16 protein-coding genes are annotated in these 17,616 nt (G+C 41.0%); 8 read left to right on the forward strand and 8 right to left on the reverse strand.

Annotated elements, in window-relative coordinates; genetic code table 11:
• The first annotated feature begins 299 nt into the window (after positions 1 to 299).
• The 3 genes from MSG37_RS11680 (at position 300) to ilvN (ending at position 4,305) form a co-directional block, all read left to right on the forward strand.
• Positions 300 to 1,532: a multidrug effflux MFS transporter gene (locus MSG37_RS11680; RefSeq protein ID WP_248470833.1), complete on the forward strand. Its 1,233-nt coding sequence runs from the start codon at positions 300 to 302 to the stop codon at positions 1,530 to 1,532.
• Positions 1,533 to 2,089: 557 nt separating this feature from the next.
• Positions 2,090 to 3,811 (forward strand): acetolactate synthase 3 large subunit, encoded by a 1,722-nt coding sequence (locus tag MSG37_RS11685; RefSeq protein WP_248470834.1) that lies wholly within the window; start codon positions 2,090 to 2,092, stop codon positions 3,809 to 3,811.
• A complete protein-coding gene (gene ilvN, locus MSG37_RS11690; protein WP_248470835.1) occupies positions 3,811 to 4,305 on the forward strand; it encodes an acetolactate synthase small subunit in 495 nt (164 codons plus the stop codon). The genes MSG37_RS11685 and ilvN overlap by 1 nt, the downstream gene beginning before the upstream one ends.
• A 97-nt stretch (positions 4,306 to 4,402) precedes the next feature.
• Here ilvN and MSG37_RS11695 read toward each other — a convergent pair whose 3' ends face one another.
• The 6 genes from MSG37_RS11695 to MSG37_RS11720 all read right to left on the reverse strand — a co-directional run bounded on the left by MSG37_RS11695 (position 4,403) and on the right by MSG37_RS11720 (position 10,356).
• The gene (locus tag MSG37_RS11695) at positions 4,403 to 4,843 is read right to left on the reverse strand and encodes an Hsp20 family protein (protein WP_248470836.1); all 441 of its coding nucleotides are present in this window, start codon (positions 4,841 to 4,843) and stop codon (positions 4,403 to 4,405) included.
• Positions 4,844 to 5,200: 357 nt separating this feature from the next.
• Positions 5,201 to 6,994 carry a bifunctional UDP-sugar hydrolase/5'-nucleotidase UshA gene (gene ushA / locus MSG37_RS11700; RefSeq protein WP_248470837.1) on the reverse strand — a complete coding sequence of 598 codons (1,794 nt, stop codon included), beginning with the start codon at positions 6,992 to 6,994 and terminating at the stop codon, positions 5,201 to 5,203.
• 366 nt (positions 6,995 to 7,360) lie between these two features.
• Positions 7,361 to 8,041 (reverse strand): alpha/beta hydrolase fold domain-containing protein, encoded by a 681-nt coding sequence (locus tag MSG37_RS11705; protein WP_248470838.1) that lies wholly within the window; start codon positions 8,039 to 8,041, stop codon positions 7,361 to 7,363.
• Positions 8,042 to 8,145: 104 nt separating this feature from the next.
• Positions 8,146 to 8,364, reverse strand: a complete 219-nt coding sequence (locus tag MSG37_RS11710) for a DUF3389 family protein (RefSeq protein ID WP_248470839.1) — start codon at positions 8,362 to 8,364, stop codon at positions 8,146 to 8,148.
• 71 nt (positions 8,365 to 8,435) lie between these two features.
• Entirely contained in the window at positions 8,436 to 8,918 is a 483-nt protein-coding gene (locus MSG37_RS11715; protein WP_248470840.1) for a peptidylprolyl isomerase, read from the reverse strand.
• A gap of 250 nt (positions 8,919 to 9,168) precedes the next feature.
• Positions 9,169 to 10,356: a lytic murein transglycosylase gene (locus tag MSG37_RS11720; protein ID WP_248470841.1), complete on the reverse strand. Its 1,188-nt coding sequence runs from the start codon at positions 10,354 to 10,356 to the stop codon at positions 9,169 to 9,171.
• Positions 10,357 to 10,729: 373 nt separating this feature from the next.
• Here MSG37_RS11720 and MSG37_RS11725 point away from each other — a divergent pair, with 373 nt between their 5' ends.
• On the forward strand, positions 10,730 to 11,089 hold the full coding sequence (locus tag MSG37_RS11725) for a DUF2750 domain-containing protein (RefSeq protein WP_248470842.1): 360 nt from the start codon (positions 10,730 to 10,732) through the stop codon (positions 11,087 to 11,089).
• Positions 11,090 to 11,199: 110 nt separating this feature from the next.
• Positions 11,200 to 11,844, forward strand: coding sequence for a hypothetical protein (locus MSG37_RS11730; RefSeq protein ID WP_248470843.1), 645 nt, complete (start codon positions 11,200 to 11,202; stop codon positions 11,842 to 11,844).
• A gap of 115 nt (positions 11,845 to 11,959) precedes the next feature.
• On the opposite strand, the gene MSG37_RS11735 is transcribed toward MSG37_RS11730, so the two are convergent.
• Complete coding sequence (locus tag MSG37_RS11735; RefSeq protein WP_248470844.1) at positions 11,960 to 12,910, reverse strand: chemotaxis protein CheV; 951 nt, start codon at positions 12,908 to 12,910, stop codon at positions 11,960 to 11,962.
• 350 nt (positions 12,911 to 13,260) lie between these two features.
• Between MSG37_RS11735 and MSG37_RS11740 the strand changes: the two genes are divergently transcribed.
• The 3 genes from MSG37_RS11740 (at position 13,261) to MSG37_RS11750 (ending at position 15,517) form a co-directional block, all read left to right on the forward strand.
• A complete protein-coding gene (locus tag MSG37_RS11740; RefSeq protein WP_248470845.1) occupies positions 13,261 to 13,812 on the forward strand; it encodes an LON peptidase substrate-binding domain-containing protein in 552 nt (183 codons plus the stop codon).
• A gap of 342 nt (positions 13,813 to 14,154) precedes the next feature.
• Positions 14,155 to 14,799, forward strand: coding sequence for a sigma-70 family RNA polymerase sigma factor (locus tag MSG37_RS11745; protein WP_248470846.1), 645 nt, complete (start codon positions 14,155 to 14,157; stop codon positions 14,797 to 14,799).
• Positions 14,792 to 15,517, forward strand: a complete 726-nt coding sequence (locus MSG37_RS11750; RefSeq protein WP_248470847.1) for a ChrR family anti-sigma-E factor — start codon at positions 14,792 to 14,794, stop codon at positions 15,515 to 15,517. The genes MSG37_RS11745 and MSG37_RS11750 overlap by 8 nt, the downstream gene beginning before the upstream one ends.
• 80 nt (positions 15,518 to 15,597) lie before the next feature.
• On the opposite strand, the gene MSG37_RS11755 is transcribed toward MSG37_RS11750, so the two are convergent.
• Positions 15,598 to 17,208, reverse strand: coding sequence for a mechanosensitive ion channel family protein (locus MSG37_RS11755; RefSeq protein WP_248470848.1), 1,611 nt, complete (start codon positions 17,206 to 17,208; stop codon positions 15,598 to 15,600).
• Positions 17,209 to 17,616 lie beyond the last annotated feature (408 nt).

Below are 17,616 nucleotides of genomic sequence, written 5' to 3' on the forward strand. Positions count from 1 at the left end.
AAGCTTTTGCTTACAAATTGGCTAAGATTTGCAGATAAATAAAGCAGATTTGAGATTGAATTTTTTGTTTAAAACGCTACTATAAATGCATCTGACACGCTTATTTGCACTACATTTTGCGTGCTCCTTTCATTGACTAAAATCATTTAGCCTACAATGTAAGCACCACCAGTTCTAACACTGTTAAGCGCCTATTTAGATTTCCCTGCAAGTTCCATTGCTATAAGTCAAAATGCTTCGCTGATAAACATTGAATAACACCTGTACAGCTCCAGTTTAAGAATTATATTGAGGTACCGTTGAACAACTCACCTGTGAACCAAAGCAATCAAAAATATCCATTTGGCGCTAGCTTAGCTTTGCTGATCCCTATGCTATCAGCAATTATTGCGATTACCCCGCTGGCTATTGATATGTACTTGCCAGCAATGGCAACGCTAGCGACAAGCTTTAATACCGATATCACTTTAGTGCAGCAATCTTTAAGCTTGTACTTGGGTGGCTACGCTTTAGGTATGCTCACCTTTGGCCCACTCGCCGATAGGTTTGGCCGTAAAAAACTGGTATTGGTTGGCCTCACAGGTTTTATGTTCTCAAGTCTAGGCCTTGCGTTTGTAACCAGTATTGAAAGCTTTTTAGCTTTACGTTTTATTCAGGCGTTTATCGGCGCTGCTGCAACTGTGGTTGTGCCTGGTTACATAAAAGAGCTTTATGGTAAAAATACCGCAAAAGGCATGTCTTATGTCAGTTTAATCATGATGTTAGCGCCCTTAATTGCGCCAAGTATTGGTAGTTTGATCTTAGAGTTAGGTGATTGGCACTTAATCTTCTTTATTTTGGCTTTTTATGCTTTTGTTTTATTACTTTTGGTCAGCCTTAAACTCAAGATGCCAAGTGATAAAGACAACAGCAACCGCAGCACTCAGTCATTTTTTGGCGCTTATGCCACAGTATTTACCAAGAAAGGCGTCAAACTCAACATTGCCAGCGGTGTATTAACCTCGTTTGCTTTCTTTTGTTATCTTACCGCTTCACCATTTGTATACATGGAAGTGTTCCAATTAGATAAGTCTTTGTTTGCAATACTATTTAGTGCCAACGTTGGTGCATTAATGGCGGCAAATGTGGTCAACAGCCGCATTGTTGGCCGTTATGGTTCAAAGCGTATGCTGAAAGTAGCGACATTTTTTGCAGCGATTTCTGGCGTTGCATTATTAGCGGTTAACCTACTTGAGCTTAACTACGTGTTTACAGTAATGATGTTATTGCCCTTAATGGCTTGTTTAGGTGTTATGTCAGTCAATGCTGATGCAATCGTATTAATGAAGTTTCAAAAAGAAACCGGCACTGCAACCGCTGTAATTGGTACATTACGCTTTGGATTTGGTGCTTTGGCCGGTCCGTTATTAGCACTATTTTATACTGGCACCGCAGTGCCCTTTTCAGCCTTAATGTTATCAGCAGTTCTTCTTGTTGGTTTATGCCAATTTTTGAGTCGTCATGAGCCTGCTGTTACTAACGATGATGAATAACAAATAAAACCTGAAGATTGCCATTAAGCGCGGCAATCTCAGTCTTTTTATTTTGCTTTTACCTATACTGTTATTTAATTCTGAGCTTTGTGTTAATGCTAAATCGGATACAATAGATCCGCAGCACTTAATGCCTGCCGCTACATTGTGTTCCCAAGCTTTCTCCAAGTTAATAACCTCTATAAATACAAAGCCTAACGTTATAGAGCAAGGACGTTAGGCTTCAAGTTTAATTCACTTTCCACTACTGCAAATTTTACACATTTATCAGTCTCTGTTGGTTGCTGCATTCAAAGACTATTTGCTACCCGATAATGAAAATTCTTCATTCAGAACAGTTTTTGTCCTAAATCGCTTGAAATAAGTTTTGGGTTTTATATGATGAAAATACATTCAGTTTGAGTGTTTGCCGAACAATATTTTGTTAAAGATATCTTTTCCTAAGATTATTCTGGCATTTCGTGAGCAAAGATTACCGTCTGAGCTTAATTATTAGAGCGATTACCGTCGCTGTAGCAAGATACTGCATACGTCGCGGTAACTTATGAGGAAATACTATGGAGAAGCTATCAGGCGCCAGTATGGTCGTCCGTTCTCTTATTGATGAAGGTGTAAAACATATTTTCGGTTATCCAGGCGGATCCGTACTGGATATTTATGATGCCCTACATGAAAAATCCAATATTGAACACATTCTAGTTCGCCACGAACAGGCTGCTGTGCACATGGCTGACGGTTATGCCCGCGCAACAGGCGAAGTTGGTGTGGTATTGGTAACCTCAGGCCCAGGAGCCACCAATACCATTACAGGTATTGCAACGGCATATATGGACTCAATCCCGCTAGTTGTTATCTCAGGCCAAGTACCAAGTAATCTTATCGGCAACGATGCCTTTCAAGAGTGCGATATGATTGGTATTTCTCGCCCGGTAGTTAAACACAGCTTCTTGGTGACAGATCCTAAAGATATTCCTGCAATCCTTAAAAAAGCATTTTATATCGCTGCAAGTGGTCGTCCCGGACCAGTGGTAATTGATATTCCTAAAGATTGCATGAACCCTGCTATTTTACATGAATATCAATATCCTGAAGATATCAGTATGCGCTCATATAACCCAACAACCTCTGGCCATAAAGGTCAGATCCGCCGCGGTTTACAAGCGCTATTAAACGCTAAAAAGGCTGTGCTTTATGTTGGTGGTGGCGCAGTGATTTCTGGCTGTGACGCGCAAATTTTAGCGTTGTCAGAAAAGTTACAAATTCCAGTCGTTAGCACGCTAATGGGCCTTGGGGCATTTCCCGGTACTCATAAAAACAGTGTTGGCATGCTAGGTATGCATGGTTGTTATGAAGCCAATATGGCAATGCACAACAGCGATTTAATTTTCGGTATTGGCGTTCGCTTTGATGATCGCACCACCAACAATGTCGAAAAGTACTGTCCAAACGCAAAAATTCTGCATATCGATATTGACCCATCGTCTATTTCTAAAACCATCAGGGTTGATATCCCAATCGTTGGTTCAGCTGAAAAAATTCTCGATGATATGCTCGCGCAAATCGAAGCTAATGATTATGCGATTACCGATCCGGCTGCAAACGATCAATGGTGGAGCGATATTGCCACTTGGCGAGCGGTAGATAGTCTTAAGTACTCAACCAATGATAAGAAAATCAAACCACAACAGGTTATTGAGGCGGTTCATAAACTTACCAATGGCGACGCCTACGTTGCCTCTGATGTAGGCCAGCACCAAATGTTCGCAGCGCTTTATTACCCGTTTAATAAACCGCGCCGCTGGATAAACTCCGGTGGCCTTGGCACCATGGGCTTTGGTTTACCAGCTGCCTTAGGTGTAAAACTTGCCATGCCTGAAGAGACTGTTATTTGTGTAACCGGTGATGGCTCAATTCAAATGAATATTCAGGAGCTTTCAACCGCACTGCAATATGATATCCCGGTGATTATTATCAACCTTAACAATCACTTCTTAGGCATGGTTAAGCAATGGCAAGATATGATTTATGCAGGTCGCCACTCACAATCTTATATGGATTCAGTGCCCGACTTTGCCAAAATATCTGAAGCTTACGGCCATATTGGCATGACGATCAGCAATCCAGCAGAGCTAGAAGAAGGTCTTAAAAAAGCCCTAAGTATGAAAGATAGACTGGTGTTTATGGATATTCATGTTGACGAAACAGAGCATGTTCACCCAATGCAGATCCGCGGCGGTGCAATGAATGAAATGTGGCTGAGCAAAACGGAGAAAAGCTGATGCGTCGTATTATATCGGTATTACTTGAGAACCAACCCGGCGCACTTTCACGAGTTGTAGGCCTATTTTCACAGCGTGGCTATAACATTGAAACGCTAACGGTTGCGCCAACTGAAGATAAGACTCTGTCTCGCTTAACCATTACGGTTAATGCAGACGAATATGTGTTAGAACAAATAGAGAAGCAATTACATAAGCTCATTGATGTACTTAAAGTGTCTAACATTACCGAGTCTGCTCACGTTGAGCGCGAATTAGCACTGATAAAAGTAAAAGCGCAAGGTGAAAACCGTGAAGAGGTAAAACGCTTGGCAGACATCTTCCGCGGTCAAATTGTTGATGTCACCCAAAAGCTCTATACAGTTCAGCTTATTGGTACCAGCGATAAACTCGATGCTTGTATTGCAGCGCTCGCTGATTTTACTAAAGTGGTTGAGATCTCACGCTCTGGTGTAGTCGGCCTTGCCCGCGGTGAGAAATCTATGAAAGCTTAATCTTATTAATAGATTAGCTAAAGTAAAAGGGAGCCATTAGGCTCCCTTTTCAATTCTTATCTATTAATAATTGAATATATTATTAATGATGATGACGTTATTCACCATCAATTAAGCGCGCACTACCAATTTCAATTTTTCTTGGTTTCATCGCCTCAGGGATCTCACGTTTAAGATCGATATTCAATAAACCATTTTCTAGATTAGCGCCGATAACGGTAACATAGTCAGCTAGCTGGAAAGTACGTTCGAAGCCTCGCTCAGCAATACCTTGGTAAAGATATTTACGTTCTTCTTTCTCTTCCGCTTTTGTGCCCTTCACTAATAGCTTATCGCCTTCGCTGGTAATATCGAGCTCTTCCATTGAAAAGCCTGCAACAGCCATCGTAATACGGTAACGATGTTCATTAATTAATTCGATATTGTACGGTGGGTAACCAGAGTTACCTTTATTAGACGCCGCATGTTCTGCAAGTTGTGCTAAACGGTCAAAACCAATTGCGCTGCGGTATAGTGGAGTTAAGTCGTAGTTTCTCATGGGTATATCCTTGTATTAAGCAATATATTAAATGTATTTGGCCGACACACGTCGCACCGATAATGAAGCGTCACTTAACGCTCCGCTCTAAACATTGCCCCGTAGGCGCAGTGATTAGATCTTTTGTTAGGCCCTCATTGAGCGACCTTACTTAATATATGTGGATGGGATAATTGCTTTTCAAGGGATTAAATAAAAAATTATTAAATTTTTTAAAAAAGATTACGTTTGTAGGCTTAGACACAAATAAAAATCCAGTACTTACAAAAGGAAGTACTGGATTTATCGAACTTTATAGTCTTGCTGGCAATTTACTCTTTAAAATAAAGCTAAGCCTTTCAAGATTGTTCAGTATGACTAATCAGCTGCCTTTGCACAGCTCTTAACTTCTGAACCACCGCGGAAGAACTTCGGATGACCGCCATTAGTAGTAGCATAATCCGCCACTTTAATGCTTGGGTTTTTCTCGAAGTATTCGCGCAGTACTGACGCGTCACTGCGCTGTGTATCAATGTAGTTAGCGTGTGCAGTCACTACAGGATAATCATCGCCGCCTTTTGCACTGAAGTTAATCAATGAGAACGTGTAGTTATCATCAAGTTTAAACTCGCGGCCACCAAGTGATGCAATTTGAACTACATCAGCAGATCTAGCATCAGGATTGATTTCAACTGCATCACAAGTCACGTTCATTTCCATTGGATATAACTGAGGCATACCACCACCAGTTTTAACCGCAACGTTTGCTAAATAATCTTGAACTTCAGCACCTGTCATAGTTACAAATGCTACATCGTTCGCAAATGGCTGTACAGTTAATACGTCACGGTAAGAAATTGTACCTTCAGCGATAGAGTCACGAATACCACCTGAGTTCATCACACCAAAGTCAACTGTCGGCTCAAAGTTGGCTGTAACCCAATCAGCATAAGCGCGAGTTAATAACTGACCTAGGTTTGTTTGCTCTGCACGCACTACAGCACGGTCACCTTCAAGCTTACCGTCGGTGCTTGAAATATCCACATCAAGTAGCTCTTGACCTAGATCTTGGTAGTGCTGCAAAGCATCAACAACTAGCTGGTCTTGTTCAATTTCTTCAGTGATGAAAACAAGCTCTTCATTTTCATTTTCTTCTTTAAGGTTGATTGGGATTAACTTATAGCTCGCTAACGATAGCTCACCATTGATGTACTCAAAGTCAGCACGGCCTACATACTTACCCCATTCATGAGCTTGCATGATAAAGGTACCGTTTTGCTCGTCTGGCTTACAATCATCACCTGGTTTGAAGTCTGCATAGCCGTCACCTTCCATACACACTGGATTTTGTGAGTGACCACCGATAATAGCTTGTAACTTACCATCAAACTTTGTTCCCTCTAACGAGCGAGCTAGTTTCACATCACCAGGTGCCTCAGTCCCATGCTGACCATTTGCATAGTGACCCATATGAGTCAGTGCAAACACCATATCAACTTGTTCATTGGCTTCAATTTCAGCCATTACATTTTGCAGTTCAACTTGCGGATCAGTAAAGTGCAAGCTTGCTACGTTGTCAGGGCTCACAACCTTTGGTGTGTCAACAGTCGTAAAGCCAATGATAGCAACCTGTAGGCCATTAATTTCGAACACTCGGTATGGCTCAAAATAGCGCTCTTCAGTCGGATTACCTTCACTGTCTTTTTTATAGATGTTCGCCGCTAACATTGGGAATTTAGCAATATTAGCTTGCATATCAAGCACAGTTAACGGATTGTCAAACTCATGGTTACCTACAGCCATTGCATCATAACCAAGTAGACCCATACCAATAAAATCTGGCACAGCATCTTGCATATCTGATTCTGGAACACCGGTGTTGATATCACCGCCAGAAAGTAGAATAGAGTCACCACCAGCACGCTCTACTTCATCACGAATCGTATCAATTGCGGTTTTACGCGCAGCCATACCATATTCGCCATCTTTATTCTGCCAGAAGCGACCGTGGTTATCGTTGGTATGAATAACAGTGAAGATAGTACAGGCTTCACCTGCATCGGCACAGACTTTAGAAACGTAACTATGGTTATCGTCATTATCACTACCACAGGCCGTTAGTGCGCCCATAACAGCTGTAGCAACGAGTCCTTTCAGTAAAATCTTTTTCATTACAATCAACCCCTTGATTATTTATTTTTGTATTTGTAGTTATCTAACTCAAGCTTGAAAGCTTTAAGCCAACCGACATACTAGCAAAGCTTAGGAGTAAATTGTGTCACATTTATTACATCGCGTGATCTAACCGACTCTTTTATAAACAATTTTTACAGGTTGATGTTCGCTATACAAAACAAGGTGGTGTATTAGAAATGAGAGTGAGGTATGAATTTTCGTTATTATTCTTCATTGCTAATTAAAGGCGCTAAAATCCAACAAGTTAATTACGCCCAAAACAAAATCAGATTGTCGCCCAAAGCGAACAGGCATCATTTAATAGAATGACACCCATTCGATAAGAAAATTAACGAAGTTGAATTACTTTACATGCCCGAGTACGGTTTGTAACCAAACCGAAATATCTCGAAGCTGCTCAGGTAAAACGCTATGGCCCATTGGGTAAGTTTGCCAGCTAGTATTGAAACCAGCGTTAAGTAAAAGCTCATGGGCAATAGAGCCCGCATTTAGCGGAACGACCTCATCATCAACACCATGGTGTTGCAAAATAGGCGTAGATTTATTTATTTCAGAAATTGCCTCTGGTAGCGAATCGCCGCTTGGAAGATAACAAGACAGTGCCATAATACCAGCGAGCTTTTTTTGCAGTCTCAAAGCGGTAAATAGACTCATCACGCCGCCTTGGCTAAATCCTGCTAAGACGATATTTTCACTAGGAATACCGTCGTTAATTTGCTCTTCAATTAATGCCAGTACCTGCTGCTCACTTTGCTTAACACCAGCCATATCCGCGCGATCATGTAGATCCATACTTTTAATGTCATACCAAGCCCGCATCACGTAGCCACCATTAATGGTTACTGCTTGTTCTGGTGCATGAGGAAATACAAAACGAATAGCATGTTCATTGCCAAGGCCTAAAGCTGGCACGACAGGTGCAAAGCCTGCTCCAGAATCCCCTAAGCCATGTAGCCAAATAACACAGGCTTTAGCAGTAACAGTAGGTTCAATTGTAATACGTTCAAGTGTTGTTGCTGACATTCCAATGCTCTTTTTAATTAGTATGTTAATAACTTGCAATAATATCAGCGCTTACGCACTAATCCCACAGTGATATAAATTAAGCCCAGTCTTAATTGCCTTGATTAGCAGATCCCTAGCTCCTGTTTTACATCTTGTAATTGCTCATTGGAATCTAGCTTGATATTCCAGCGCACAGCACCAGCGTCAGCCACTATCATCAATGCGTCATCATGAAACTTAATATCGTCTACCATAGCGTATAACTGACAGCCATTATCCAAGCGAGCTTGCAATTCAAACGGGCTCAGAATCAATTTACCTGCTGAAAATTGAATTATCATCTTCTGCTATTTTCTCTTCACATTAAAAAAGCCCAACATAAGTTGGGCTTAAACAAATCAGTGGTTACAGCTTAGTGCTGGTGACCACCTTTGCCATGAGCATGACCGTGTGCGATTTCTTCACTAGTCGCGTCACGAACGTCCATGACTTCAAGATCGAACGTTAATTCACGGCCAGCTAGTGGATGGTTAATATCCACAGTAGCCATAAACTTACCCACTTTTAGAATAGTGACTTGACGTTGACCTTGATCTGTATTGATCAAAGCGCGCATACCAGGTTTCCATACACTCGCGCCTTGCAAGTGCTTAACTGAAACACGCTGCTCAGCATCTTCGTTACGTTCACCATAAGTTTCGCTTGCAGGTAAAGTCACTGAAAACTTAGCACCAATCTCTTTTCCTTCTAGGGCATCTTCAACACCTGGCATCATATTGCTATGGCCATGAAGATACGCAATAGGATCTAAGCCTTCATTAGTTTCTAAAACTTCACCCTGCTCGTCACGCAATGTGTAATTAAATTGCACAACAGAATCATTTTTAATACTCATGGTATTCCTTAACTCTTATATAGTGGCCGCAGCTTACCAAAAGTGACGAAAAGCCTCTAGTTTTTATCAACAGATCTTAACTCACTTTGTTTATCGCTATTAAATACTTATTAATATTAGTCATCATCTAGGTAGTTAATTAAAACACAACATATCCACTCTAGATCTAAAAAGGACGCAATCTTCATGATTACGCCCTTAATAATTATTATCCTCTAACGCGTCGGCTAACAGCCTTGCAACAGCAAGCCTACTTTACATTGAGTGCTTTAAATGTTGCTTCATCTGGGTAACCGTCGGCAACTAAACCTTGAGAACGTTGATAAGCTTGCAAACCTTTTACTGATTTAGAGCCCAAAATCCCGTCAGGTTTACCAACATCATAACCAAGAGCATTTAGCTGAATTTGTAACTCTTTCACCCGCGCGCGACTTAAGCTTGGCATTTTTGGCGGTGCAACTTTAAGTGCTACTGCGCCATTGATCCTATCTGCAAGGTGGCCTACCGCAATTGCGTAGAAAGTTGAGCGATTCCAACGCATAATCACATCAAAATTATCGTAACCAAGGAAAGCTGGCCCTGTATGGCCCGATGGCAAATATAGTGCTGCTTGCATATCCGGAGTGCTCAATGGAGAGCCGCTGGTTTGGGTAATACCTAGCTCAGCCCAACGAGTTAACGGCTGCGCTTGCGCTTTACCTAGATACTCATAAGAAAAATCTTTTGGTAGCGTGACTTCCCTTCCCCAGCGTTCATTGCGCTTCCAACCTAAGTTTTCAAGAAAGTGTGCTGCTGAGGTTAATGCATCTTCGGTGCTGTTCCATAAATCAGCTTTACCATCACCATCACCATCAACGGCATATTTAGCGTAAGCTGACGGCATAAACTGTGTGTGTCCCATAGCACCAGCCCAAGAACCTACCATATCAGTTTCAGCAAAGTTATAACGTTCTTTTAATTTAAGCGCTTGCATTAATTCTTGAGTGAAATAATTGCTACGTCTTGGATCACACGCTAAAGTCGCCAGCGAATCCAGCACAGGCATTTTACCTTTGTATGAGCCGAAGTTAGTTTCCAGGCCCCAGAATGCCAAAAGGTACTGTGGTGGAACGCCATATTGTTTGGCCAATTTATCTAACAGTACTTTATGTTGTTTATAAAGCTTGCGGCCTTGTTCTACCCGCCAATCGGTTACACGTTTGGTAAAGTAGTTCTCAAATGATTGACTAAATTCAGGTTGTTTATTATCAAGCTCGATGACCCGTGGAACATATTTTACATTGGCCAATGTCGAGTCGATAGTTTGTTGCGATAACCCTTCGGTTTTCGCTTTTTGCTGAAGCTCAGCAACGCAGCTTGCCCAATTTGGCTGCTCAGCAGCAAATGCTGTTGAGCTAGAAAGAATAAGCGCTGTAGCCAGGGGGATTGATTTAAACAATAGAAGACTCCCAAAATGAATGACTGTAACGTATAAAGTGACCGGCTTTAATTAAACCTACCTTAAACTTAATTAACTTTATGGGCACAAAGCGCAGCATAAAAGCTTATGACAGCAGGTAAACTAAAGACCATGTAAAATATCATACAATGATAGCTGCATAATATAGACTAATTTCGCAGAAATATTGCCGCCAAATAACGATTCTGTTGCAATCGAGCAAATTAGCAACAGCAATGCCCTGTTTACCTGCAATTACACTTTGCGCCTTAAGATAAAATAGCTAAATAACTTGCTAAAACGCTAAGCCAACTGCAGACTATTAACCATTAAATATCACCGCTTATATACCTAACCAAACAAGAGATTAATCATGACTGAAATGATTCCTGCATTAGAAAGTTTCATCAATAACGTAAAACAATCCCAAGTTGTTTGGGGTCTGCAAGATGAAACCGGTGAAGGCTGGGTAGTCTGTGATTCTTCAGAATATGAAGCGACAGACGTTATGCCTTTATGGTCTGAAGAAGCTCAAGCTAAGAGCCACTGTACTGAAGAGTGGCAAGATTACACTGCCGTAGCGATTACTTTAGAAGAGTTTCTAGAGTTTTGGGTCAGCGATTTAAATGATGATGGTGTGCTTATTGGTATTGATTGGATTGCCGATCAAGAGTGCCAAGAAGTTGATCCTATCGTTTTAGCAACATCGCTTGTTGATGTTGAAAAAGAGTAAACAGCTCGCTTTAACTTTTTAAAGTCAGTTAAAATCTACCGAAGCGCACAATCTAATCCATTGTGCGCTTTGTTTTTATGTCAGATTGTAGGGAACAAGGAGCATAATCAGTGTTAGATCTCGCGCCATTAATCGATATTCCTTTTGACCGTAGACATACTTGTTGGTTTTGCGGTGAGCCAAGCAATCAACAATTTAGTTATGTCAAAGAAACCCACACGCCGCATCCTTCTCTTAGCGTACCTTGTTGTAAAGAGTGCTTAAAGCTTGCCAAACAGCATAAGTTGACATCCATTTGGGACTGTAAAATGGCGGTAAAAGATGAGCTAATGCTAATTTACGAAAAGCATTTGGCTATCGGGGTTAACTGGACCAAACAAGAACTCGAAGAATCTGAATTTGAAGATAAAGTTTTTGGCGGATTCAAAAAAAGTGCTTGGATGATGTATGAAATTGCTCGCGATAGAGTTAATTACAAAAGCTGGCCACTGAGTTTGAACGGTCTCGTCATTGACGACTACGGCCATGATGCAAGTTTTGATTTTGACGGAGTGAACTATCGTTCTGTTAGCCAAGCTATTAGCTTTTATGCAAAGCAATTTACCCTAGACAAGCGTTTTTTAGAAGATGTCATCGCTATTGTGGGTAAAAACCGTTTTGGTTTTGCAGTCAGAATTGCACAAATAAATATCGCAGCAGTGCCAGAACTTAAAAAACAAGTACTACAGGATTTAGCAGAAGAGCACGCCAACTAAACTGACGTGTCGCAATAGAGATGACCTCTACAATGTGGTCTCTAAAAACCAAGCCCAAGCTTAACTACCTAAAGCTTGGGACTCAAATTTGAAGTTGATGGCTTTAGCTTTAGACCTACGGTTTAGCCATTAGCGCTTCTCTGAGCCTATCTTGCACAACTTCGACTAAGAGATCCGGTTGGAATTTTGAAATGAAACGATTGCATCCGACCTTTTCAACCATAGCATTATTAAAACTGCCACTTAACGATGTATTTAAGGTAATAAATAGATCTGCCATACGCTTATCGTTACGCACTTCATAGGTTAACTTATAACCATCCATTTCTGGCATTTCCGCATCAGTTATCAACATTAAAATGTGATCGGTTATCACTTTACCTTCATCACACCATTTTTTTAATTGATTCAGTGCAAGCAGACCATCTGATACTTCAATAACCTCAAGGCCGAGCTGCTCTAATGTTTCACGAACTTGTCTTCTTGCAGTCGCAGAGTCGTCGGCAATTAACACTTTTCGCCCCTGCATGTGCGGCAGTAATTGCTCATCTAACACACCGTCAGATAAACGAATATCATAATGAATGATTTCCGCTAGCACCTTTTCGACATCAATAATCGAAACCAACTCTTGCTTGTCTTGATATTCGATTCGGGTAATAGCCGTAAGGTAATTGTCACGCCCTACCGTTTTAGGTGGCGGCATGATGTCACCCCAAGTGAGATTAACAATATGCTCGACTTTATCGACCAAAAAGCCTTGCACCGAGCGATTGTACTCGGTCACGATAAGATTACTTTCAGGGTGAATAGCTGACGGTCTAAAGCCAATAGCTTTACGAAGATCTATCACCGGAATGGATAGTCCACGCAAGTTAGCCACACCAATGATACTGCTGTGACTGCCAGGCATAGAGCTTAATGGTGGCACTTTAACCACTTCTTTTACTTTAAAAACATTAATCGCAAAAAGCTGAGTAACACTTATTCGAAACAATAATAACTCTAGACGATTCTCACCAACGAGCTTAGTACGCTGGTCGACACTTGCTAGCATTTGAGTCATTTTGTTCCCTCATGTTTAGACTGCGTATGCCACGATAAAAACCACAGATAAAAATACAGCTTAATTTATCAAGATAAGCTAACTAACGCCCATCATCTAAACCATGGTCGATATAGTCATTTATCAGCAGCATACAAATAGAATTATTTTTATGCCTTTAGGTTATATTTTTTTAACACATAAATCATGTACCTACTGCACAAAACACTCGCTAAAATAATAATTGATTGCCTACTCATGACTCATTCACGTTTTTCTAGAAGCGAGAATTAAATTAATAGCCGAAAAGATGATCGTCATTCAGCTTGCAAACGTACCAATACTCAGTTGATAAACTGTTGTAGAGAATTATGAAATTACCGCTGTTTCCATTACAAATATGTATTCTGCCTCATGGTTATTCTAAATTGAGGATTTTTGAGCCTAGATATCAACGTCTAGTCAAAGAGTCCCTAAAGAATGATTTAGGTTTTGGCGCATGCATGTTAGATGAAGACAATAAAACATTGCTCCCCATAGGCACACGCTGCAATATTGTCGACTTTGAAACGCTAGAGGATGGCCTGCTTGGAGTCACAATTAAAGGTATCGAAAAATTCGAGCTAGGCACTTACACCATCGAAAAAGACGGTCTTAAACGCGGCAATGTTTTTCCTGTGCCATCTTGGCAAGTATTACCAATTGCAGAGCATCAGCAGAAATACACGCAAATCTTACAAGATCTGCTTAACGAATATCCTGAACACTTGAGCCAATATAATCTTGATAACTTTATGGATTTGTCTTGGGTTTGCCAGCGCTGGATTGAAATTTTGCCTATCAGCCCAAGTGAAAAACAACATTGCATGGCAGCGAACGATCCAAAGCCAACACTCGCTATGTTAAACAACGTGCTTAAATAGTTTATTTGCCAAAACAGCTCACAAAAAGGTGCTATTAGCAAAGAACCGTGCTGCTTTAATAAACAAAGCGAATTACTTAACATTTCACCTTGGTCATGCCCCAAAAAAGTTAAGCATCAAAATTTTAGTTCAATGTTTGAATCTGATTACACAATATCTCAGCAAAATTTAGCCCGTATAACACTGATTTGATTCTTAGTATCTACATTAATTGCGCTAACTGTTGGCAGTAATTTACAAAACTTCTATAAAATAAAGTGATCCACTATTTATACAACAGCGTAGTGACTAACAACTCTTAGTGAGCAATGCTCTCTGACTTTTAAAAACAGAGTGAGAATAATGCAAAATATTCAATCACAAAGTCGCCAAAGTGGTTATGATAAGGCTTATATCCGGCAAAATAAGCAGACTATGGACGATTCAAAACAAGATCTGTTACTCGCTCAGCTGACTGAGCACCTAATCAGTGTCGCTAATGCACGTGACAAGCAAGCTTACGCTCAGTTGTTTAGCTACTTCGCTCCCAAAATTCTTAACTTCGGTAATCAGAAGTTAACAAGCCAAGGCTTAGCGATGGATTTAGTTCAGGAAACCATGACCACTGTTTGGACTAAAGCACATCTGTTTAATGCGGACAAAGGCGCTGTAACGACTTGGGTGTTTACCATTATGCGTAACCGTTGCTTCGATATGCTGCGTAAAGTCCAGCACAATAAGGAAGACACATTCGGTGATGATATTTGGCCTGTATTTGAAACACCTGAAACAGAGGAGCAAGAGGATCATATCCTCACAGCCAAGCTACTCAAGCACGTCGACGCTCTGCCACCTTTGCAAAGGCAAGTAGTGAAAGGTATTTATCTACAAGAGCTCAGCCAACAAGAATTATCGACTAAACTCAGCGTACCGCTCGGCACCATAAAATCACGCCTCAGATTAGGCCTTGTGAAGCTTAGAAGCATTTTGGAGAAACATTATGATTAAATTCCATCCAAAAGACGAAATGCTAATGCAGCATGCAAAAGGTCTGTTGCATTTAGGTCTATCAACCGCGGTTTCCGCTCACTGCGAGCTTTGCTCTGTATGCCGCGGCAAGGTCAACGATTTTACAGAACAATTGGCAGAAGAGTGCTTAGGCGAAGACGCACTTAGTTCAAACTCTCCGAAGTTTAGTGCTGTCACATCAACTGCTACTGGCGCCGAGGGTGAGCTTGATAACCCAGAGTATGGCAGCATAGACTTTAGTGCCATGCTTAACCAGATCACCAATTTGGCCCCTGCTGAAGATGAACCAACGTTGCCAGTTAAGCCAATTGTCGAGATAAAGGGTAACGAATATCTGCTGCCTAAAGCTTTTTCTAAACAGGCAAATCTTAGCTGGAGCGGCTTTGGTAAAATTAGCCGTATGCGTTTAGACGCTGACGATGGGCATAGTCGAGCAAGCCTATTGCATATCGATGCTAACGGTGAGATCCCTGAGCATACCCACAACGGCCGTGAAATAACGTTATTGCTCGAAGGTTACTTTGAAGATGAGTTCAGCCAATATGTACCCGGCGACTTTATCGAGCTTGATGGTAACCACCAACATTCACCAAAAACCATGAACGGCTGTCTATGCTATACAGTTGTTGATGCGCCACTGCATTTTACTAAAGGTATAAGTAAAATCCTTAACCCTGTGGGTGAATTGATTTACTAACTTATATCTAATGAAATACTTTAGATAACTGACTTACCAAAATACCATAGGCCGCATTAGCGGCCTTTTTTATTATTCAGTTACGACTGCGCTGCGGCCACTGGAACAACAGGCACAATACGCGAGCCATGTTTAGTTACCACGTTCATAATGCCGAAGTGCAATTCCTCTGACACTAATTGAAATTCGGCAAAATCTGTCGTGCCAATATAAGCAAAAACGTTAAGCTGTAGGCCGTACAAACCAAAGCCTTTAAATGTCACCCTAAGTGGTGACTCTTCGACTTTTTCATGTTGCTCTAGTAAGGCTCTAATATCATTGATGATAGCGTGAATTTGCTCGGTATTAGTCTGATAATCAAGTCGAATATCTGTTTTTAAACGGATTTTTTCGCGCTCTGAAATGTTTTCAATATCCATTTCAGACAAACGCGCATTAGGCACATTTATCACGCTGCGGTCTATAGTGCGAATTCGAGTGCAGCGTAAACCTATCTCCTCTACCGTACCCGTAATCGTGCCAAAGCGGCCTACATTACCCACTTTAATTGGCGCTGAAGAATACAGCGTAAGTGTACCAATAAAATTCTCAATCGATTGTTTTGACGCTAGAGCAACGGCAATACCACCTATGCCAAGGCCTGCAAGAATCGTTGATGCATCAAAGCCTAAGTGTTCAAGCCAGATTAATACCGCTAAGGCAACTAAAATAACTCGAATAAAATTTGCCAGAGGCCGCAGCAGCGATGCACTCTGGCTATCGCCCCTGCTTATCCAGCGTAAACGTAAACTATTTTGAATCACGTCAGTGAGTGACCAGATAAACCACACTACCGCTATTAGCAACAATACGCCGGTATTAACAACCGCAATCACATTCGCCGATAACGTCGTATGCGCCATCCAAGCTCTAACCAGCAATAATGCAACCAATAAACGAGAAGGCCCTACGACTAAGTGCGCTACATCAGCTTTATACTGGTAATCACTACGTAATATCAACTTTTTAGCTATCCAAGTAACGGGGATCACGACCAACATAGCCAATACAAAATAACAGATCAGTAACGCCCATTCCCATAGGTTTAATTTGAACAAGTGTCCTTGAGGAATATGTTTAACAAACCATTCAACTACAGGCCCATACCCAAGTTCGCTGTAAAGCAAAGGCACTTTCGCGACAGTAGCATTTGATACCTTCCAAATTGAGCCAAGCTGTTTATTGGGGACTTTTTGTAATAACAGAGTAATTTCACTGCCTTTAATTTGTACTCGACCAAACGCATCACGATAACTCGGCAGTTGATCCTCAGAAGTCCCATCAGGAGTATCATTAATCTCTTGCATATTGACCCAAATATTTCGCTCAATAATCGCAATTAATTGCTTCGCGTATTCAGGGCCTAACTCTGCGTCCATATCATCGGGTAAATATCTAAGATCTAAATACTTAGCCGCTTTATCATAATTTTGCTCAAATGCTGCTTCGAAAAGCCCAGCCAGTGTACCTCTAGGCGTATCCCTAAAAAGACTATCTTTGTATTCATAAGATGCTTCTTTCACTGCTGCGGCACTAGTGGGGTTGTCTGTTTGCTGAACGTTTTGTGCAACTGACAGCGCGCCAGATGCTGAGGAAGAAAATGAAATAGATAAAAAGAGCAATAGGATAAACGCTTGAACAATTCGTAACATAAAGACTCCATTATTTGGCGAGCACCAGCAGCCCTGCAAGTGCTATTCATTCTAGCAAGCTTTAACCTATTGTTAACCTTTGGGAAGTAAAAATAATCACTAATTAATTTAAGATTCTCTTGACAAAGTATTTAGTCTGCATATAATTCGCCCAGTTTTTAAGATAGACCCTTTTAGATAGAAGTCACCGCCTTTTTGTCAAATCCACGACTCGTCGTTTGATCCCCACATAAGCGTTATCTCAACTGGTTAAATCATCTTTATTGGCAGTCATGCTACTGTCATATGCCTATGTTTTACTGCATAGCAGCTGATATTTGTATTATTTTTGCGACATAGCGAACATATTTACATACATATTTGAATACAAGCTACTTGTATCAGCAATCAAAGATGAGTAGTCTCACA

Source organism: Shewanella sp. 1CM18E, from assembly GCF_023161665.1.
Classification (GTDB): domain Bacteria; phylum Pseudomonadota; class Gammaproteobacteria; order Enterobacterales; family Shewanellaceae; genus Shewanella.